Below are 20,354 nucleotides of genomic sequence, written 5' to 3'. Positions count from 1 at the left end.
GTGACTGCCGTCGCGCCCTCCGAGGCACCGCGCAGCGCCGCGGTGGGTCAAGTCGCTGGGAGGCCCAACTCGGTGACGGCTTCCGCGCCGAACGCATCCAGTGGCGGCGTCCAGCAACTCTCACGCACTGCCCAGTGGATCGGGCCGGGCGCGAGCACCAATATTGGCGGACAGCTAATCCCGGGCGGGATGCTCTACGTAGGTCGTGGTCTGCGGGCCGCCACCGGGTCGGGAGTCGAACCGGCGCTGATCGACCCGACGCTGACCGTGCGGGGATCCAGGCCGGACCACAGCGGCGCCACGATGAGCTACTGGCCGACCTATGCCGACATCAACCCGCAGGCCCGGGCTGCGTACTTGTCTTGGCTCGCCGGGGGCAGACGCGACCCGAACGCCTACATCGGTTACGTGTTCCTGTTCTTCTACGGCCTTGAGCGTCGCGCTCTGGTCGACATCCCGAGGGACTCTTCGCTTCTTTGGGAGGTCCCGCACCTTCGAGCCGAGGTGCAACGCCTTCTCGACCTGCACCGGTCTAACAGCTCTTTTTGTGGCTACGCCTCCCGCTTCCTCGACGTGCTGGACCTCCAAGGCAGTCAGGGCGGGTCTGGGAACAGTAAGCCGCCAGCCCTCGATCTGACGCGCCGATACGAACCGCCGATTGCGCTGGCAGTCGAGGTCGGATCATTCGCGGCTGATAGGAAGCCGGTGCCGGCAGACTGGGCCCTGGCCTGGGCGTGGTACCACCCCGAGATCCACCTCCGGACGCCTGCGACCCGCTGCCGCGAAGAATTCGCGACCCTCTTCAAGGCGCGCTACACGAAGTCCCACCAGGATGGCATCACCGTACGGCCCACGAAGAAGCAGATCGGCGTGGAGTACTACGCCGCTAGCGCCGGGATCAGAAGCGCGTCGTTGAGTATGAAGATCCCCGATGTGTTCACGGCCGCTGTCCCCACGCGGCAGCTTGCCAAGATCGTCGACTCCGTGACTGAGGATCTCGACCCCTACAGCCGCTACCTGGGGCGCAACCCCGATGGCCGCCACAGCCTCGGAGCCGCCGCTCTGCTGCCTGAGGATCTGGCCGGCGACCCGGGTCCGGAAGTAGCGCAGCTGCGCGATTGGGCACACCAGCTCGCCGACGCCGGCGAAGTCACCGCTGGGTCCGACCTGATGAGCCGGTGGCCGACCAAGTCGCCTGACCGGATGGCCAAGAACGAGTCAGTCACGCTCGCCCAGCTGCTGGGTCGACACGGATACGGGATCGAGCCCGACGTCCGGCTCGGCGGCCCGGCAATCACGCCTGCCACGCCTGTGGTCGTGTTTCGTATCGGCGCGCAGCCTCCCCAGGCGGCGACACCGTCCTACGCTGCGGCAGCAACTCTTGTCCATCTCGCCACCGCTGTCTCCGCGGCGGACGGTCACGTCAGCTCCGCCGAACAGGACCACCTCGTCGCCCACCTGGAGAACGCCCTCGAGCTGACGGCAGGCGAACGAGCCCGCCTCGAAGCGCACACGCGCTGGCTCGTGGCGAACGGTGTGAAGCTAACTGGCCTCAAGAAACGAGTCGAAGTCCTCACAGTCCCCCAACGGCAAGCCATTGGCGACCTCCTGGTTGCCGTCGCTGCCGCCGACGGAGCGATCTCCCCCGAAGAGATCACCAGCCTCACCAAGATCTACCAGCTCCTCGACCTCGACACCGCTGAGGTCCACACTCGCCTCCACGCTCACCTCACCGGGGCGCGACCGGCCCCTGCGACCGGCCCGGTCACTGTTCGCCCGGGCGGTAAACCTGATCCCGGCTATCCGATCACGCCGCCTTCGGCAACCGGTGGGATGCACGCCCGCACCGATTCCGAGGCGGACGGCGTGGAGGGTGGCGTCCGGTTGGATCTGGCCTCGATCGAGGCGAAGTTCGCCGAGACTGCTGCGGTCTCGGCCCTTCTCGCCGACATCTTCAGCGACGACGGTCGCGAGCCTCGGCCGGTTCCGACCAGCGCTGGCGCAGGCGCAGGCGTGGTCAACGAGAAGTCAGCGCCTCCTGCCACCGAACCTGCCCTCACCGCCGACTCGGTGGCCGGGCTCGACGCGTCACACTCCGCCCTGGTGCGCACACTCGTCACTCAGGACACCTGGGGAAGGGCCGAGTTCGAGGAACTCGCCGCGACCTGGCAGCTCATGCCCGACGGGGCCTTGGATCGGATCAACGAAGCTGCCCTGGACGCCGTCGACGAACTACTCCTCGAAGATGACGACTCCGACGCCTTCACCGTCAACGACTATGCGCGACAGGAACTCCTCCGATGACTGCCACTCCTTCCAGCAGTACTAGTGCCACGGACCGAATCCGGCCCCGTGACCGCGACGCGATCGTCAACTCGCTGCGCGCCGGTGTCGTTCCCCGCGCCGGGCAGCAACACATTCAGGTCGGTCGGGTCAACGAGCTCAACGCGCTTCTCAACGACATCGACCGGATCGTCGACGACGGGTCTGCAGCACGATTCGTCATCGGTGAGTACGGGTCCGGGAAGACGTTCTTCCTCAACCTCGTTCGCTCCGTCGCGCTGCAGAAGAAGCTCGTCACCGTTCACGCAGACCTGTCTCCCGACCGCCGTCTCCACGCAACTGGCGGCCAGGCACGCAGCCTGTACAGCGAACTGATGCGGAACATGTCGACGCGCGCCAAACCTGACGGCGGAGCGATGGGCAGCGTGGTCGAACGGTTCGTCACCACCGCGCTGGCCGAATCTCGCGAGAGCGGCGTACCACCTGAGGCAGTCATCCGCGCCGGCCTCAACCAGCTGACCGAACTAACCGGCGGGTACGACTTCGCCGAGGTCATCTCAAAGTACTGGCAAGGCCACGACACCGGCGACGAACAGCTCAAGTCCGACGCTGTGCGATGGCTGCGCGGCGAATTCTCCACCCGGACCGACGCCCGAACGGCGCTCGGCGTCCGGACGATCATCGACGACGCCAACTTCTACGACCAGCTGAAGCTGATGGCACGGTTCGTCCGCCTCGCCGGGTTCGACGGCCTCCTGGTCTGCCTCGACGAGATGGTCAACCTCTACAAGCTCGCGAACAGCCAGGCCCGGACCTCCAACTACGAACAGATCCTTCGGATCCTCAACGACGCTCTGCAAGGCTCCGCGGCCGGCGTCGGGTTCATCTTCGGCGGAACCCCCGACTTTCTCACAGACTCGCGACGCGGCCTCTACTCCTACACCGCGCTGCAGTCACGACTGACCGAGAACACCTTCGCGACCGGGGGACGGGTCGACATGAGCGGCCCTGTGATCCGGCTCGCGGCCCTGACACCCGAAGACCTTTACGTACTCCTGACCAAGCTGGTCCACGTCCACGCCGCGGGGGATCCGGAGGCCTACCTGCTCCCTGATGAGGCGCTCGAGGCCTTCATGACGCACTGCGCCTCAAAGATCGGGGAGGCGTACTTCCGCACCCCACGAAACACCATCCGCAGTTTCCTAGACCTGCTCGCAGTACTTGAGCAGAATCCCGAGCAGCAGTGGGACCAGATCATCGACGCGGTTCCCGTCCACCGGGAGTCCAACCCCGATCTCGAACCGCTCGAGGACGCCGCTCCGGCACCAGAAACCGATCGGGCGAAACCGGGCATGCCGGAGATGGGGGTCCAGATCGGAATCGCCGGCAGCACCCCGTTGGCACCCGAGCCCGTCAGCAAAGACGACGACGAACTGCACAGCTTCCGGCTGTGACATCAGACCCGGCCACCGCCTACGCCCGGCTCCACCCGTCGGTTCAACGGTGGGTCTGGAACCAGGGCTGGGATCGACTGCGTAGCGTTCAGGCCGAAGCAGTCACGTCCGTCCTGGCCGGGAACGACCTGGTCATCGCGGCCGCTACCGCATCCGGCAAGACCGAAGCCGCTTGGCTGCCGGCCTGTTCAGCGATCGCGAGCGCCAACGACGACGGCACCAACCAGCCCGGCGTCAAGGCGCTCTACCTCGGGCCACTCAAGGCCCTCATCAACGATCAGGCTCAGCGCCTCGAAAGCCTCGGCGAGCTCGTCGACATCCCCGTGCACCGCTGGCACGGCGATGTCGCCGGTAGTAGCAAGCGGGCCGTGGTCAGGAACCCCGACGGCATCCTGCTCATCACCCCCGAGTCCCTTGAGGCCCTGTTCGTCCGGGAGGGAACGAAAGTCGCCACGATGTTTGCGGGGCTGCGCTACATCGTGATCGACGAACTGCACTCCTTCATCGGGATCGAACGAGGGGCCCAGTTGCAGTCCCTCATGCATCGCATCGACCTGGCGGTGCGCCGGCGAGTGCCCCGCATTGGCTTGTCCGCGACGCTTGCCGACCTCACCATCGCCGCTGAGTTCCTACGCCCAGGGCACGCCGGGTCCGTCGCGATCCTGGACAACCCCGATGGCGACACCGCCGAGATCAAGCTTCAACTCCGCGGGTACACGAAACCTGACCCAGCACAGATCGCTCCTAACGCCGCGGCTGGTGAGGACCTGGCAGCGGACCCAGATGCTGACGACGCGGTCCACGCCACCGACGACTTGGCGATCGGCAACCACCTCTTTGACACCTTGCGCGGGCACGACAACCTCGTCTTCGCGAACAGCAGGGCCAAGGTCGAGGCCTACTCCGACATCCTCGACAAGCTGTCGGCGACTCATCGGGTCCCGAACGAGTTCTTCCCCCATCACGGCAACCTCTCCAAGGAGTACCGCGAAGACGTCGAACGTCGCCTCCGAGCATCGGACGTCCCGGCGACAGCGATCTGCACCTCCACGCTGGAAATGGGCATCGACATCGGTAGCACCGACTCCGTCGCCCAGATCGGCGCTCCCGGGAGCGTTGCCGCCCTGAGGCAACGGCTCGGGCGGTCTGGGCGTCGAGACCAGCCGGCAGTGCTGCGCATGTATGTAGCCGAACGCGAGCTCAGCGAACGCACCCCGCCCCCGGATCAAGTTCGGGCGCAACTGATACAGAGCGTCGCCATGGCGAACCTGATGCTCGAGGAGCACTGGTACGAGCCGCCGAACATCGCCGACCTTCATCTCTCGACCCTGACCCAACAGGTCCTGTCCGTGATCGCGCAGCACGGTGGCGCCACCGCCGCCGAGCTCTTCACCACGCTGTGCGCGACGGGGCCGTTCAACCGCATCGACAGAGCGACGTTCGTCGATCTTCTCCGCAGCCTCGGAGAATCCGAGCTACTCATCCAGTCAAGCGACGGGCTGCTCCTCCACGGGCCCGTAGGCGACAGAATCGTGAACCACTACACGTTCTACTCGGCCTTCCAGACCAGTGAGGAGTACCGGCTCGTCGTCCGCGGCCGCACGCTCGGATCGATCCCCGTGGACCACCCGGTCCTGGTCGGGAGTCTGCTGATTTTCACCGGACGTCGGTGGCGCGTCGTTGACGTAGACACCAAGTCCCGCGTCATCGAGCTAACCAGGTCCAGCGGGGGCCGGCCGCCCATGTTCTCCGGTGGCGGCGCCGAGGTCGCCGACCTCGTGCGTCAGCGGATGCGGAGCCTCTATGAGTCCAACGTCGTGCCTGCCTATCTGAATGCTCCTGCTCAAGGGCTTCTCGACGAGGCCAGAGCGTCGTATCGCCAGCTCCTCCTCGGCGAACGGGAGCTGGTGGGTTGGGGTGCCGACACGCTCGTGTTCTGTTGGCGCGGAGACAGGATCCTTAACACTCTCGCGATCGCCCTCAACCAGGCCGGTCTGCGAGTCAGCATTGGCGGGGTGGCGCTCACCGTCACCGGCGCCACGACAGCCGACGTCCTTGACACCGTCGCCGCGATCCTCGCCGAGCCGCAGCCATCGCCGGAAGCTCTGGCCGCGAGCGTCCTGATCAAGGAACGGGAGAAGTACGATCAGTACCTCTCCGACGACCTCCTCAACCGCGGATACGCAGCCGCCAACCTAGACGTTCCCGGCGCCTGGGAAACCCTCCGCCATCTCGCCGTAACCCAAGTCATCGAAAGCGCCGAGAGCAGCTGGGACCAGGGCAATGCCAGTTCGGCGACGCCGCAGACGGCCCCCGTACTTGGCGTCACCCCGTTCGCGGTGATCGACGTCGAAACCACCGGATTCGCGTCCCAAGACGATGACCGCGTCATCGAGATCGCTGTGGTCCACTGCGACCCGACCGGGAAGATGACTGGTCGCTGGACAACCCTCATCGATGCCGGCCGCGACCCCGGGCCCACCCACGTCCACGGCCTCACCGCAGAAGAACTCGTCGGCGCACCCGTGTTCGCTGACCTGACCGACTGGTTGTCCGAAATGACGGCCAGTCGGGTGGTCGTGGCGCACAACGCACCCTTCGATCTAGCATTTCTAGCCGCGGAGTACGAACGTGCGGATGTCGACACCCCAGCATGGGCGAGTCTCTGCACGCTCGAACTGACGGGCATCGTGGGCCTGGGCAACGCGCGAAGCCTGCAGGAGTGCTGTGCCGCCGCGCAGATCACCCCGACCGGAGCCCACTCGGCGCTAGGCGATGCGCAAGCTACGGCCGAACTTCTCGCCCATTGCCTCGACCTTGCCCGTCATCAGGGCATAACCGACCTGGCCGATCTCGGGTGTCGTGACACGCTTCCGAGCCCCATCAGCGATCGGACAACGCGGCAACCGCGGCTGCTGCCGCGGACCACCATTAGACCCCCGGACTCCGAGGCCGTCTCGATGGCGCGCTTAGTGTCTCGGGGCCGTACGCAAGGCGCGCTCGATGCCGCAGCCATCTCCTACCTCGCCCTGCTCGACTCCGCCCTGGTTACGAGCCGCAATGGCCACCACCTCGACCGGCGAGATCTGTTGGAAAGTGCGCGAGCCCTCGGGGTCGAAACATCCAACGCCGCAGACCTCCTTGACTCGTACCTCGCGTCATTGCTGGCGTCCCACCCGACGGTCGAACAGGAAGCGAGTCTTCGGAGACTTCAAACCATGGTCTGAGCCAGCCGCTTTGTGCGGCTTCCGGTGGCCAGCGGCTGGAACCCCCGGACCGGGTGCCTCGAAACCCCGGGCGGAGCCCGCAGACGACATACGGCGCTCAGGAAGAGTGAGCGGCCAACTGAAGGGCCCGGTAGATGAATCGCTGGTCGCCGAGGCGGCGACGCAGCTGCTTCTCGAGCCCAGCAATGGGGACCAGGTTCTGCGGAGCGCGCTGGTCCTTGTACTCCACCGACGCGTACTTCGGCAGCAGCACCTGGGACAGGTTCGCGAGCCGAATAGCCTCACTCGCCGGCATGTTCGCGGCACACTCGACGCGGACGACACCCACCCACGGGGAGCCGGGCTGGCACGGCAACCGCAGGTACCACGCGTGCCGGTCCCACGACGTGCCCATCAAGAACACCGGCGTCCGCTCCCCAGCACGCAGGCTCGCCACGACCGCGTTGAGCTCCGGCGGGAGGTAGATGGCCCGGTGCGTCTTGATGAACCCCAGCGCGCGGGGCAGGTGATCGCGTCCGCGGAGCGGGCCGTCGATGACCAGCAGGTCGTCCTCTGCCCCGTGCGCGACGACCTGCGTTCTGGCGTTGACGGCGGTGATCAGCTCGAGTGTGGCGAGCTCGCGCTGCAGCGCTGCGGACAAGATCACGCTCGGCGACTCGACTTCGTCTGCCGCGACGTGGTGGGTCACGAAGTCACCTGCTCGTGTGCTCAGGTCTCCCGCGGCGGGGTCGGTCGTGAACATGCCGCGCCGATGTTCCGCGGTGAGCAGGTGCGCGCCCGACTCCGGGCAGCAGCACAAGGCACCGGCGGCGTACGACGCGGCGACGCCCAGCGCCGCCGAGACGTCGAGCGCGTCCGGGATCCATACCCGCGCCTCGATGCGTCGTACCCCGTCGATGAACACCAGGGCGTCTGGTTCTGCCAGACCTGTTCGCGGAGCGATCGGTGCCCACGCGTCGCCGGAAACCTCGACGGCGACGTCGACGCGTGCCGACGACTGCTCAACCGCGGACGTCTCCCCGGCATCCTCCATCGCGGACCCGTACGACGGGTCCCACCCGTCGATGTGGAACCGGGTTCGGGCCTGCTGGCTCACGCTCATGTCGTCTCCCGTTCGACGCTGGACGTGCGGCCGTCGTGGTGAACCACGAACCGGGTCGGGGTGCGTTCGGCCAACGCGGCCACGTGCGTGACCACTCCAACCATGCGTTCGCCTTGCGCGAGCGTCTCCAGCGTGGCTGCCACTGTCTCCAACGACTCGGGGTCCAAGGTGCCGAACCCCTCATCGAGGAAGATCGAGTCGAGCTTCGCGTTTCCCCCGGCGGCCAACGTAGCCAACTGCTCCGACAGTGCCAGCGCGAGCGCGAGGGAGGCCTGGAACGTCTCACCGCCAGAGAGGGTCTTCACCGAGCGCTCGGAGTCGGCGTCGAAGTGGTCGATGACGTGGAAGTCGCCCTTGATGTGCGTGAGCGTGAACTGTCCATCCGAGAGCTGCATGAGGGAGTCGGAGGCTCCCGCAACCAGGGTGTCCAACGCTGCGGTCGCTAACCAGTTCCCGAACTTGTCGGCCCGCAGCAGCGACCGCAGCTCGCCGGCCACCGTCGCGGTCGCCCTGGCGGCATACTCCTTCTCTGCCAGCGCTCCTGCACGCTCACGCGCGTCTCGTAGCGCCTTCGCCTGCGACGACGCCTCGGAGTGGGCCACCGCCACGATCCGTTCCGCCGCGCGCGGGTCGTCCGCCACAGCGCTGGCCTCCAGGCCGTGCTCGGTCAGCGTCTCGACCAGGGCAGTCAGGTGCCCGGCCGCTAGCTCGGCAGTCTCCGTGCCGGCGTGCAGTGCCACGTCGCGATCGTTCCGCGCCTGCTCGACCTGCCCGGCAGCCCATGCCACCAGTTCGTTCCAGCAGCCGGGGAGGTCGTTCTCGAGGCGCTGAGCTTCGAACGCCGGCGGCGCCCACGCCCCGGCCACGTCCCGGGCACTTCCCAGGGCGTCGCGGTCCTGGACCACCGCAGCGACCGCACCGCGCACCTCGTCCGCGGCCTGCTGGGCAACGAGCCGTGTCTGCTCCTCCAGTGTCGATGCGGCTGCACGAGCGTCCTCGAGCTCGCGGGCGTTCTCGAGCAGGCCCGACAGGTCTGTGCGGGCTGGCGCCGTGGCGAGCTGTGAGTCGATCTCGTCCTGGCGCGCGGCAAAACCGGCTGCTCGCGTCTGCGCCGCAGCGGCAGCGCCCGCGGCTTCACGCGAGAGCGCCGTCAACTGCGTTGCGCGGGTCTCGGTCTGCGCGAGCAGGGTCTCGCTGTCGGCGAGCCGGTGCGCCGCCTCCTCGTGGGCGGAGCGGGCTGCCGGCAGACGCGCACTGTCCACGGTGTCCAGCTCTACATGAGCCCAGGACGCGAGGGCCTGCCAGCCGGCTGCGGTTCCTTCCACGGTGGTTGTATCCACCGTTGGGGCTCCAGCGTCGACGAGACCCGCGTGGGTGCGTGCGAGCGCCAGGCGAACCTCGTCCAGCTCGCCAGCGACCGCATCCCGGTCACGCTGCGCGACGGCCAGGGCCCCCTCTGCCTGGACGACAGTGGTGCGCGCCTGGTCGCGGTCGGTGAGCCGCTGGGACGTCTCGGTCATCGTCTGCTCCGCAGCCGCCAGCATCAGCGCGACGTTCTGCACAACCTCGACCGGAGTCGGGGCCCACGACTCGTCGGCCCAGGCTCCCACGGGTACGCCGACGAGGGTCGCGGCGCCGGCCAACTCCTGGGCCACCGCGTGCGCGGTCCGACTCGCGTGCGCGGCCGTCTGCTCGGCGCGGGCGAAGAGGGACGCCGCCTGCTCCTGCGACTCCTGCGCGCCCCGACGGGCCTCCTGGAGTCGCGTTTGTGCCTCGGACACCTTGTCCTGCGCAGCGTGCAGGTCGGGCACGTCTTCTGTCGGAGGCACCTCCTGGACGGTCTGCGTGCACACCGGGCAGGCGTGCCCGACTTCGAGCGCGGGTCGCAGAGCTGCGGCACCGGCAGCCAGCCGGGCACGGTCGAGCTCGTCCTGTGCCCGGGCATGCAGAGCCTCAAGGGAGGCGACTTCGACTTGGACGTGTTCGGCGAGTTCGCGCGCCGTCGCCAACGCCGCCTCGACATCACTGTGCTTCTGTGACTCGACGCGCAGTTGGTCAATCTGCGTGGTCAGCGCAATGAGACGCCGCGAGTCGGGCAGTTCCCGCGAGGCTTTGTCGAGCCGCGTCAGGCTCTCTCGCGCCGAGACGACCAGGAGTTCGGCTCCGGCACGGGCGTCGCCTGCGCGTTGCGCACGCTCGAGGATGGTGTCGAGATTGGTGGGGACCGTGACGCTGCGAAGTCGGGCGGCGCGCGCGTCGAGCGTGTCCAACTCCTGCTTCGCGGCCGCAGTGGCGCGTTGTGCGTCGGTGGTTGCCGTGCGCGCCGTCGCGAGGGCTTCGCTCGCCTCGCGAGCGTCTCTGGCCGCGTCCTCGGCTGCGGTCGTCTGGGCCTGCTCGTCCTTGCGGGCCGCGACGAGCAGGGAGCCCACGTTGTCCGCCTCGCCGTAGAGCCGTTCGAAGCCTTCGATGGTCACACGCTGCGGACCGCTCGCAGCAGCGTCCATGGCACGGCGCATCGCGGCGGCGGCGTTCGTGGCCGACTCATCGGCTGTCGAGGTTGCCGCCCGTGCGGCGGTGAGGCGCTCGTGCCGTTCCTCCAAGCCTGCGGGGGCGCTCAGGTCGGCGAGTGCGGTGAGCTTCTTCTCCGCGGCCGCCTGTGCTTCCTGGTGCTGGCGCTGCTGCTCACGCGCCGAGGTTGTGAGGCTGACCTGGTCGGCGATCTTGGAGGAGAGGTCGTCTAGGCGTGTGGCGTCCGCTTCGGCGGCGGCGAGCGCCTCGACGGAAGCGTGCGCCAGCGTGCCGAGCTGTTCGGCGTAGACCTCGGCCTCCTTCTGGGCGTCCGCTGCCCGGCGGCCGGCCCGCTTGGCGATCTCCTCGTAGTGCCCCGCGCCGAGCAGCTTGAGCAGGATGTCTTGGCGGTCTGAGGACTTGGCCTTGAGGAACCGCGCGAATTCCCCCTGGGGCAGGACGACGCACTGGCAGAAGTCGTCGAAGTCGAGGCCGAGCAGCTCGGAGACGGCCGGGGTCATGTCGCGGACCTCGCTGGCGAGGACCTCGCTGGGTGTCTCCTCACCCGGAGCTGGAGCCGCGGTGGGGTCGGCGAATCGTTCCAGGCGGGCGTTCTTCTGCTGGATGGTGTTCGTGCCGACGCGTCGCACTTCGCGTACCGCCTGATACCGCTGCCCGCCAACGTCGAAGATGAGGGAGACGGTGCACCGGTTCGTCGTGGGCGCGAGCGCATAGGCGACTGCGTTCGCGCGTTCCCACCGGTGAGCGGTGCCGTACAACGCGAACGTGATCGCGTCGATGATCGTCGACTTGCCGGATCCGGTGGGTCCGACGAGCGCGAAGTAGTCGACGTCGGTGAAGTCGACGGTGGTGGGTTCGCGGAACGAGGCGAACCCGTCGATGTCGAGACGAACTGGGCGCATGGTGGGTCCTTCTCAGCGGGTGCTGGTGAGCTCGTCGTGCAGGGTGTCGAACAGCGCCTTCACGCGCTTGTCGTCGGATCCGACGTGGGCACAGAAGTCGGCGAACAGCTCGGCCGGGGTCTTGGAGGCGACCTGCGCGCTGCTGACCTTCCCTGAGCTAGTGGCGGTGAAGTCGGGGTGGATGTGGATCTCGAGCGCGTTCGGGAGCACCTCGAGGATGTCGTCGCGCAGGCCGGCGTACGTGGACTGCTTGACCCGCACGCGCAGCCAGTCGTCACCGGTCGCATCCACCTGGGCACGCAGCTCCTCCACGGACCCCTCCAGGGTCCGCAGCCGACGCCCGGCGGTGACGGGCAGGTCGGTGACCTTCGCGGGCTTGCCCGGCTCGGTCTCGACGAGGACGACGACGGGCGTGTTGTCCTCCTCGCCGAAGTCGACGGGCAGCGGCGCACCGGAGTAGTGGACCGGGGCCGCGGCGGGGAGCTCCTGGCGGCGGTGCAGGTGCCCGAGGGCGACGTAGTGGGTCTCGATCGGGAAGATGGCGGCCGGGACGTGGTACTCGAAGATCGACTGTGCCACGCGCTCACCGCCACCGAACGACCCGCCGGTGCACGTCAGGTGTGCGGTGAGGATGTTGACGCCCGCCGGGTCGTAGCCCTCGCCGAGATGGGTGACGATGTTGCGGACCCACTGGTCGTAGGAGCCGACGTTGCGGGCAGGGACGTTGTCGCCCGGCGCGATGAGCTGGGCGGCCCTGATGGCGTAGCGCTGGGACAGGAACGGGATGGCGGCGACGTTGACGGGGGAGTCGTCGCTGCGCGCGGCGAACGTGTACACGCCGCCCTTGTCTCGGGCTCGTGCTTGTCCGAACAGCTGGATGCCGGCGCGACCCATGAGCGGCCGGTAGGCCTCAAACGTGCCGCCGTGGTCGTGGTTCCCGGCGATCGCGATGACCTCGATGCCGTCGCTGGCCATCGTCATCAGCGTGTTCACAACGAGACGCTGGGCGTCAGCGGTCGGCGCGTAGGAGTCGTAGATGTCTCCGGAGATGACGATCGCGTCAACGTCGTGGGCGCGGGTCAGGGCGACGATCTCGGCGAGGACGGCCTTGTGCTCGTCGAGCCGGTTGCGGCCCTTGAGGGTCTTGCCGACATGCCAGTCGGAGGTGTGAATGAACTTCATCGGCAGGGCTGCCTTCTCGTCAGGTCGGTTGTCGGCTGCGGATCGTGGTCGGTCGGCTTCGTAGCGGGCCGTGGCTCAGAACGGCGGTTCGTCGGGTCCCGGTTCGGCGATGGCGCCGTCGTCGCCGTCAAGGTCGGGCAGCAGCGAGAACGGGTCAGCGGCTGCAGGCTGGGCGGCCGCGTCGCCCCCGCCGGCGGACGCGCTGTTGGAGAACGTCGGGTCGACGACCTCGGATAGGCGGGTCGCCCAAGCAGGGAACGGGAACTCGACGGCGAGCGGGACCGGGATCTCGGGCTGGGAGACGAACATCGTGCCGGGCTTGGCCAGCGTCGCGCGACCGCGCTGGGAGGCGGGAAGAAACCCGTACTCCGGGCGCCCGGCCTCAGCGGGGTCGAGACGCCCGACGACCTTGATGGAGGAGTTCGACACGATGCGGCGCTCAACCTCGGAGGCGGTCTGCTGGGCGCCGATGAGGATGATGCCGAGGCTACGACCGCGTTCGGCGATGTCGAGCAGGACTTCCTTGATCGGCGACGACCCGTCGCGAGGTGCGTACTTATTCAACTCGTCGAGCATGGTGAACAGGAGCCCACCGGCCCCGGCGGCTTCCTTGCGTTCAGTCTCGGCGGCCAGGACCACACCTACGACGAACCGCTGCGCCCGGTCGTGCAAGGCGTGCAGGTCCACGACGGTGACCTGCTGGTTGGACGTGGAGATCTGCCGGTTCCCGGCCGCGGGCAGGTCGCCACGCAGGATCGGGGTCAGGTGCCGTTCACTGGACCGAAGCCGGCGGATGAAAGCGTTGATCGTGCCGATGCCGGTCACCGGTCCCGCCCACCGGCGCCGCTCGACCTCGTTGGTGTCGTCGGTGAGCTTGTCGCACACGATGTCGATGAGCTCGGGCCACGTGCGCGCGTGGCGTCCGTCAATGGACACTGCGCCGTCGTTGCCAGCCGCGACCGCGTCTGCCTTGAGCCGAGCCGCGACCTGGTGGACGACCATCGTGTACTGGTTCTTCTCATCCTCGACGTCGGTGAACACGTAGCGCATCAGCTCGCGCTGGCAGAACTCGTCCAGGGTCCACCAGAACGCGTTGACGCCGGACGTGCGCCCCTTCACGTTTGGGCGCCCGGTCAAGTCGCCGGGCGCGGGCGGGGAGAAGAAGCCAGTGGAAGCGAACGGGGCCGCAGCCAGACCCAGGCGCGAGTACACGCTCGCGTGGGTGTCGGTGAGCTTAGAGTTTGGCTGGTCGAGGAACAGCAGGTCCTCACCCTTGACCGAGAAGATCAGCGCCTTCGCGTTCGTCTGCCTACCGCCGAGGGCGCCAGAGGTGAACACCGAGTGCAGCAGGAAGAGCGCGAAGCTGGTCTTCGTCGCGACGCCGGAGATACCGGAGATCGACACGTGCGCACCGCGAGTACCGTCGAGGAACTCGAGGTTGAGGAACACCGGCTGACCGTCGCGGCCGAGACCGACGGGAACCTTGGCGTCCATCTGATCGAAGTACAGTGCCCGGTCGCGAACCTCGCCGGATGCCCGGTGGGCCGCCGACCCTGGGCGCGGGGGCACGAACAACTCGGGGTCAACCCGGGTCGTGGTCACCTCGGCGACCTCCTGCACCTGAGCGGGCATGACACCGTCGGCGATCAAGAAAACATCCGAACCAAACGACGCACCCTCGTGGCGTGAGATGACGTCGGTGACGATGCCGGAAGTGACGACCTTCCCGACACCGGGGACGTCGCGGGTGCACGTCACGACGTCGTCGAGCTGGAGGTAGGCGCCGTCAGCGACCGCGACGTGGAACTTCAACGGCGTCGAGTCAGCGGTGCCGGCCACCTTGCCGACTTCCATCAGCGTCCCTGGCAACGACCCAGCTACCAGAGCTCCGTCAGTTGCGGGCTCTGCCGGGGCGTCCAAAGCGAAGTTCGGACGGTCTTCGGCGGTGGCGTCCACACCAGCGTCCGGACCGGAGCTTGAACCGGAGGTAGTGCTCACTGTGCTCACGCTGAGGTGTCCTTCGGTTGTCGTGTCAGAAGGCGACGATCGTCCTGCCCGTCAGGCTATGCCTGACTACCGACAACTGCCGCCGAAACGCCAAGTGGCTTGTCCGCAGGGCGGCGAACGCCATCAGACGCGCCGAATCGCAGCCGTTCGAGTTAAGCCAGCGGCGTTGCTTCTCCGGCGTGATGTAGCAGGGGTAGCCAGCAAGGCGTTCGTGCCCGGTCCAGCGTCACGCACTAGCGGCTCGTCGCCGCCGTGCCTAGGCGGCATGGTGGGTGGTCGCGTCGTTGGAATGCCTCAATCGTTGACCAGTTGGGCCAAGGCCTCGATCGGGTCGGCGGCGGGCCACCGACTGAACTCGACCATGTCGCCGGCCCTCTGGGTGAGTCTCCGACCTGAAACGCGGCGCGCGAGTCCGCCGTCCTGTGGATCGGCTGAACCGCCGACGAGCGGCCCGTCGCCGTGTCGTCGTGAGCGTTGAAGCACAGAGTTGTGACAAGCGATGCCTAGCGCCAGTGGAGTTGGCGAGTGCGCCGTCAGGCGGCGGAATGGGCTAAGTCCACGTGTCACCGATTCGTGCAGCAGTCCCGCACCCCCTGGCGCGGTCGCAGCACAGGTGTACGTCGACGGCATCTCGCGCAGTTCGTTGCCTATGCAGTGCAGGGCTCTATGGGCGCGGCTGACAGGTGCACCCAAAGGAAATGTCTCCGAGGCGCTCGGCGCTGATCTTCCCGCAGCGAGAGCACTCGACCCGGTGAGGGTCGTAAGCCATAGACGGGTTGGTAAGCGGCCCGAGGTAGATATAGCCGTGCTCCTCGGCGGTGGATTCTGCTCGCTCGTAGGTGACCGGCTCGTTGTCGCCATACGGTCCAAGCGCCGCCCGCTGCTCAGCCCCCCACGCGCGCCAGTAGCAGGCCCGGCAGGTCTCGACGTTCGCGGCGTTGTTGTCCTGCACGTAGACAAATCGGTAGTGCGCGACGTTGCCGCACCGTAGGCACCGGGTGAGCAGCCAGTCCTTCGGATGGGTGAAGGACTCCAGCGGCTCCAAGCCCCCTCTGCCGAGAATCACGTCGATGTGGGCGTAGCAGTAGGTGGGGTTCTTGTACGTCTTGAAGGCGGCACCGTTGGTACAGGTATCGATTGAACAGACCTGGTCAGTGGGAATGGGTTCTCGGCGCAGAGGCTTCGGCGACTTGGGGGGCTTCGGCGGTGTAGGTGCTGGTCGTTCCGCAAGTGGAACCGACCGGAGGGGATCTCGCTTCGGTGGAGTACCCGTCCCCGGGTTGGGCATGGGGAACAGGTCGGCAACGTTCGCGAAGTCAGTGATTGGCTTGCCTTGGATGCATCGCGCGAAGTCGTCCTCAGTCATGACCTCGATGGGTTGACCTCCGTCCTGTAGGTCAAACGCCTTGCGCGCCTTGCCAGTGACGCTTGAGCCAGGCCGTAGAACGGCGGGATTGATGTCGCCCACCACCAGCACGTGGGTCCGCTTCGTGGTGTTCTGATCGGGCGTGGCACCGACACGAGCGCACTCCTGTCGAGCAACATCACGGGTCATGGACATCAACGTGCCGGTGAACACGACGACCCGACCGTAGAGGTAGCCGCTCGGGTCTGCGTCGGTGTTGACCTCGATGGGCGTGAAGTTCCTTCCGCCACTGCCGAGGGCGACGCTGCCGGTGTAGATGCCGTTACTCATGTGCCCGATACCCAACTGATGGGCGGCTACTAGGTCAGCGAGCTCGGTGACTCCCGCTGCGTCTGCTAGGCCATTGATCACCGACACAACACCGTGTGCGTCGGCCAACGGATCGTGATGGTCGCCCATCTGCGAACCGAGCGACTCCACTACGTACGGCAGTCGATACGACGGCAAACTCAGTGCGCGTCGCGCCATGACCATCGAACACAAGAAGCGCATCTCGGGCCACTCGATGTTGTCCACCGCGCAGGCGTAGCGAATCACGCCGATATCAAAGCCTGCGTTATGTGCCACCACCACGTCGTCCCCGATGTATTCCACGATGGCGGGGAGGACGTCGTTCCATCTGGGAGCGTGCCGAACCATGCTGGCGTCGATGCCGTGCAGCGCGGTGTTGAAGGCGTCGAAGTAGTCCACCTGATGAGGAGGACGAATCAGCCAGCGACGCTCATCGACGGCTTCGCCGTCCCGCACCCGGACCAACCCAACCGCACAGGGTGAGCCCCGGTAGGCATTGGCAGTCTCGAAGTCGAGCGCGGTGAAGTCGAGCATCGTCAGACCAACGCCTGCTCGTGGACCCGTGCTGCAAACAACTCAGGGAAAGCGGCGACCTTTGGCGAATTCAGTGACTCCGGCATGATCCACGGCGTCTCCCCTGTCCTCGGGCGGATCGTGCGGCGGCGACGCTCCTCGTCGGTTTTGAGCCACGCCGTCCACGCTTGGGCGAGGTAACTCGCCGTAGCAAAGGCCCTGCTGGCCGGGGTGTCGTCCACTGGTGCAAAGTCTGTAGGGATGGGGCTGACAGGGAACACCGGCATCGCGATTGAGGCCGACCGCGTTCGGCGCTTGTGATCCCTGACAGCCTCAGAGATGGCGTGCTGATGCGCCTCGGTATAGGCCACGAGGTCGGTGAGGTCAGACTCGGTGAGCGGGTTCCCCGCTACTGGTAGCCCGTCGAGGGTGGTCCCGTTTGTTACGAGCACCCCGCAGCAGCGGGTTAGCGAGGAGACCGCATCGATGGCGTCCTCGAGGTCCTTCGCCGCATCTACTTCCACGGCGTTGACGTGCCGAGCCTGCGTATCCTTCGCCGAGGTCACCCAGAGGGTGATGGTGTCGCTCCCCGGCTGACTGTCGATGGTCGTGATCCCGCGCATGTTTCTGTTCCCCCTGGCTAGCCCGTCTGGCGTCGCCGCAACGAGGCTAGCGACAGCCGGAGACATTCGTCGCTCGTTTGCGAGGGACGGGAGGCGAGTAGCGTTGGCTATGTGACCGATTCGATGTCGAGAATGCATCTCTCGACGGCTACGAGGTAGAGCGAGCCGGCGGTCAAACCATCTTGGAGTACGGGATCCCGGCCGGGCAGCTCGACGAGTTCAAAGCCACATTGTCGCCCCCATCGAGGTTGCGGCTGAGTTCCGCTAACTGGCGCGGCGTAGGCGGCGCTGTGCAGCGCCTCAGGAACGCCCGATGTCCACGCGGTGCAGCGCTCCCTATCGGGCCTCAGCTTGGGCACTGAGAGGCTCCGCAAGGACGGTTGGTTCCGAGGCACAAGTACGCTGGGGAGTTCGATACCCAGGTGAGTGAGTTGCCACGCGAGGGTCTGCGTGTCTTCACTTAGATGCCTAGAGCATCGTTCCGGCGCTGCGGTCGATGCACGATGGCGGAGTGGAGTTCGGCCCGGCTCCTGGCCGCATCTTGGGTGGGAGCGGACGGCTCGGATGAGGGCCGGAGGCGGTTGTGGACCAGGTTCGTCATGGTGCTGAGTGCCTCAGCGCTGAACGGTGTGAAGCGCTCTCGGACGGGGGCGACGAGTTGGCCGCTGTCTTCGACGAGGCGGGGGAGTGTGACTCGACGCAGGTAGGCGTGGCGCTCGATACCGGTCTCGATGTGGCCGGCGATCTGGGTGTCGATCTTGTCGAACAGAATGGTGAATGCACGAAGCACCCGGAGGTCACGGTCGACGTCCGGTCGCAGTGCTCTGAGCCTGCCGATGACGTCGGCGCTGTCAGCGACCGCGAGTTCACCGGTGCCGATGAGGGAGCCGACGTCGCGTAACTCTCGCTGGAGGTCGGCGTAGATTTGTTGGCGTCCGAGGCACTGGTCGCGGAGACCGGTGTCGATGTTCGTTGCGAGCTCGGCGATGCCACCGGACAGCACTTGCTGTGAATGGACGATTCGGCGCAGGTTGATGGCGCTGGGCAGCGGTCGCAGCCTGACGGCGAGGTTCCGTTCGGCTTGGAGGACGCCGAGCAGTCCAGGACGGGCTGGGCCTGGCATGACGTTCGCCGGAGCCCTCCAGCCGAGTGCGTCTATCGCGTAGCTGGGCGGCTCAAGGCTTGAGTCCAGGGCACACGCGAGGGCGCTCCAGCCGAGCCGCTCTGCCCGATGGAGTCTCTCCCAGCCCGGGATGGACCTGTAGCGCTGGTCCAGGATCACGAGCGCGCGGACAACGGCCGCGATGTCGCCGACGAGGGTGTGGACCTGGGGGACGTCGAGGCTCTCGTGATGAAGTCCGGCGGCGAAGTCGTGCTCGCCAAGAGCCGCGCCCCGGGCGGCCTGTCGCCAGTGCTCGACCAGCGGCAGCTCCCGTGGGGCCACCAACTCGTGCAGCTCGGGTAGCCGCGCGCTTGAAGTGTCTACCGTGTGGTCGAGGGCGAGCCTCAAGGACGCCAGTCCGCCGTGTTGAGTCGGGGGGAGTCGGAATGGGGTGGGCGCCGCGGGTGAGAGGTTGCTGGACGCGTACGGGGCGACTGCCCGCGAGGCTTGCTGGCACCACACCAGAACGGATTGCCGGTATCGACGGATCTGCTTGCCGACCTCCTCACGGTCCGCCCTGCTGGTGGTCACAGGGACTGAGGGACTTCCCCCGCCTCCCAACCTGAGCTGGACCCGGTGCTGTGCGAGGAGTGCGGACAGCTCGGCCCGCAGCAGCGCTCCGTTTTTGCCGTACATCAGCGCTTGTCCAGCGCGCAGGCACCCTCGAGCGATGCCAGCAGGAGTTCGCCGTGCAGCGCGTCCACGCCGTACGTGGTGAGCCGCTCGACGGCGGAGGTGGCGAGGGCCATCAGGATGTCGCGGTCCACCGCGGGGCTCGTCGCGTCGAGCGCGAACGCGTCGTCACCGTGAACCAAGTCCAGCTCGATGAGCGCGAGGTCGTACGCCGAGGACGCTTCGAGAGTCGTCGCGTTGTCTGCGAGGGCGGCGATGTAGGAGCGAGCTTCTGAGAGCAGGACAGCGTGGGCGAGCAGCATGGTGCTTCTCCCTTTCGACGAGCCGGCGATCCGACCACCGTGCGCTCACAGGTCGTGCAGCTCGGTTCGAGAGTCGTGGCCTGTGGACGGACGCTGAATGGGCGCACTGGGATGGGGCGATGACAGCGCTCGAGCCCGCTCCTCGATGACGCGTCGAGCGGCGACGTCGTCGTCGACGAATCGGATGAAGTCGGCGAGACGGTCGGTGATTTCAGACTCGGCGTTGGTCTCGCTTTGTGCCTCGCCCGGCCAGGTTGTCTGCCGCGTGGGGCGGTCGCGGTCGAGCCTGCACCCGGCGGTCGAGACCCACTCACGCAACCGGTGCCGGGCCTCGGCGAAGTCGCGATGCCATCCGATCGGACTCGACGGCGAGCTGTCGGGGTCGTACGCGCTGAGCCAGTGCGTGTGCAGGGCGGAGAGCTCCCACACCAGCTCGTCGTGGCGGTGCCACAGCGGCGGGACGACAGCGGGGGACAGGCCGAAGGTCTTGCGGAGCCAGTCAACCCAGGCGTCGAGATCCATCCACTCCGCGAGGGCCTCATCTGCCGAGAGCAGGTTCCAGTTGATAGGGCGCAGAGGGGCGTCCGGGTCGAAGTCGGAGGACCGTAGTTCGTGTCCGGTGTCTCCGTACGTGGCGTCGTCTTCCTGATCGAAGTCGGGTCCCCAGAGCCCCTGCCGCTCCGATCGATTCAGGTCAGCGCTCATGAGTGGCAGCCCC

The 20,354-nt window shown here is 67.1% G+C and carries 12 protein-coding genes; 3 read left to right on the top strand and 9 right to left on the bottom strand.

From position 1 onward, the window contains the following. Nucleotides 1–72 precede the first annotated feature (72 nt). The 3 genes from K4G59_RS03380 to K4G59_RS03370 are packed head-to-tail and all read left to right on the top strand — an operon-like array spanning nt 73 to nt 6,964. On the top strand, nt 73–2,304 hold the full coding sequence (locus K4G59_RS03380; RefSeq protein ID WP_231249301.1) for a tellurite resistance TerB family protein: 2,232 nt from the start codon (nt 73–75) through the stop codon (nt 2,302–2,304). Further along, on the top strand, nt 2,301–3,737 hold the full coding sequence (locus K4G59_RS03375; protein WP_231249300.1) for an ATP-binding protein: 1,437 nt from the start codon (nt 2,301–2,303) through the stop codon (nt 3,735–3,737). The genes K4G59_RS03380 and K4G59_RS03375 overlap by 4 nt, the downstream gene beginning before the upstream one ends. Continuing rightward, nucleotides 3,734–6,964, top strand: a complete 3,231-nt coding sequence (locus K4G59_RS03370) for a DEAD/DEAH box helicase (RefSeq protein ID WP_231249299.1) — start codon at nt 3,734–3,736, stop codon at nt 6,962–6,964. Before K4G59_RS03375 ends, K4G59_RS03370 begins: the two co-directional genes overlap by 4 nt. A 97-nt stretch (nt 6,965–7,061) precedes the next feature. Here the strand turns inward: K4G59_RS03370 and K4G59_RS03365 are convergent, their stop codons facing one another. The 9 genes from K4G59_RS03365 to K4G59_RS03325 all read right to left on the bottom strand — a co-directional run bounded on the left by K4G59_RS03365 (nt 7,062) and on the right by K4G59_RS03325 (nt 20,341). Beyond that, nucleotides 7,062–8,066 (bottom strand): hypothetical protein, encoded by a 1,005-nt coding sequence (locus tag K4G59_RS03365; RefSeq protein WP_231249298.1) that lies wholly within the window; start codon nt 8,064–8,066, stop codon nt 7,062–7,064. Then, a complete protein-coding gene (locus tag K4G59_RS03360; RefSeq protein ID WP_231249297.1) occupies nt 8,063–11,497 on the bottom strand; it encodes an AAA family ATPase in 3,435 nt (1,144 codons plus the stop codon). The genes K4G59_RS03365 and K4G59_RS03360 overlap by 4 nt, the downstream gene beginning before the upstream one ends. A gap of 12 nt (nt 11,498–11,509) precedes the next feature. Next, nucleotides 11,510–12,679 (bottom strand): exonuclease SbcCD subunit D, encoded by a 1,170-nt coding sequence (locus K4G59_RS03355; protein WP_231249296.1) that lies wholly within the window; start codon nt 12,677–12,679, stop codon nt 11,510–11,512. Nucleotides 12,680–12,754: 75 nt separating this feature from the next. Continuing rightward, the gene (locus K4G59_RS03350) at nt 12,755–14,533 is read right to left on the bottom strand and encodes an ATP-binding protein (protein ID WP_231249295.1); all 1,779 of its coding nucleotides are present in this window, start codon (nt 14,531–14,533) and stop codon (nt 12,755–12,757) included. 817 nt (nt 14,534–15,350) lie between these two features. Then, entirely contained in the window at nt 15,351–16,937 is a 1,587-nt protein-coding gene (locus K4G59_RS03345) for an exonuclease domain-containing protein (RefSeq protein WP_231249294.1), read from the bottom strand. A gap of 2 nt (nt 16,938–16,939) precedes the next feature. Continuing rightward, nucleotides 16,940–17,539, bottom strand: a complete 600-nt coding sequence (locus K4G59_RS03340; protein WP_231249293.1) for a hypothetical protein — start codon at nt 17,537–17,539, stop codon at nt 16,940–16,942. 460 nt (nt 17,540–17,999) lie between these two features. Continuing rightward, nucleotides 18,000–19,049 (bottom strand): hypothetical protein, encoded by a 1,050-nt coding sequence (locus tag K4G59_RS03335; RefSeq protein ID WP_231249292.1) that lies wholly within the window; start codon nt 19,047–19,049, stop codon nt 18,000–18,002. 287 nt (nt 19,050–19,336) lie between these two features. After that, complete coding sequence (locus tag K4G59_RS03330) at nt 19,337–19,636, bottom strand: hypothetical protein (protein ID WP_231249291.1); 300 nt, start codon at nt 19,634–19,636, stop codon at nt 19,337–19,339. A gap of 45 nt (nt 19,637–19,681) precedes the next feature. Further along, nucleotides 19,682–20,341 carry a hypothetical protein gene (locus K4G59_RS03325; protein WP_231249290.1) on the bottom strand — a complete coding sequence of 220 codons (660 nt, stop codon included), beginning with the start codon at nt 20,339–20,341 and terminating at the stop codon, nt 19,682–19,684. Nucleotides 20,342–20,354 lie beyond the last annotated feature (13 nt).

Origin of the sequence: Nocardioides furvisabuli, from assembly GCF_021083185.1 — a bacterium.
Lineage (GTDB): Bacteria > Actinomycetota > Actinomycetes > Propionibacteriales > Nocardioidaceae > Nocardioides > Nocardioides furvisabuli.
This window is presented reverse-complemented; position numbering and strand designations above follow the sequence as displayed.

Excerpts from the sequence above, each read along its gene's own strand:
- K4G59_RS03330 (WP_231249291.1), bottom strand. The coding sequence starts at position 19,636 with ATGCTGCTCGCCCACGCTGTCCTGCTCTCAGAAGCTCGCTCCTACATC.
- K4G59_RS03325 (WP_231249290.1), bottom strand. The coding sequence starts at position 20,341 with ATGAGCGCTGACCTGAATCGATCGGAGCGGCAGGGGCTCTGGGGACCC.
- K4G59_RS03355 (WP_231249296.1), bottom strand. The coding sequence starts at position 12,679 with ATGAAGTTCATTCACACCTCCGACTGGCATGTCGGCAAGACCCTCAAG.
- K4G59_RS03345 (WP_231249294.1), bottom strand. The coding sequence starts at position 16,937 with ATGCTCGACTTCACCGCGCTCGACTTCGAGACTGCCAATGCCTACCGG.
- K4G59_RS03365 (WP_231249298.1), bottom strand. The coding sequence starts at position 8,066 with ATGAGCGTGAGCCAGCAGGCCCGAACCCGGTTCCACATCGACGGGTGG.
- K4G59_RS03360 (WP_231249297.1), bottom strand. The coding sequence starts at position 11,497 with ATGCGCCCAGTTCGTCTCGACATCGACGGGTTCGCCTCGTTCCGCGAA.
- K4G59_RS03340 (WP_231249293.1), bottom strand. The coding sequence starts at position 17,539 with ATGCGCGGGATCACGACCATCGACAGTCAGCCGGGGAGCGACACCATC.
- K4G59_RS03350 (WP_231249295.1), bottom strand. The coding sequence starts at position 14,533 with ATGGAAGTCGGCAAGGTGGCCGGCACCGCTGACTCGACGCCGTTGAAG.
- K4G59_RS03375 (WP_231249300.1), top strand. The coding sequence starts at position 2,301 with ATGACTGCCACTCCTTCCAGCAGTACTAGTGCCACGGACCGAATCCGG.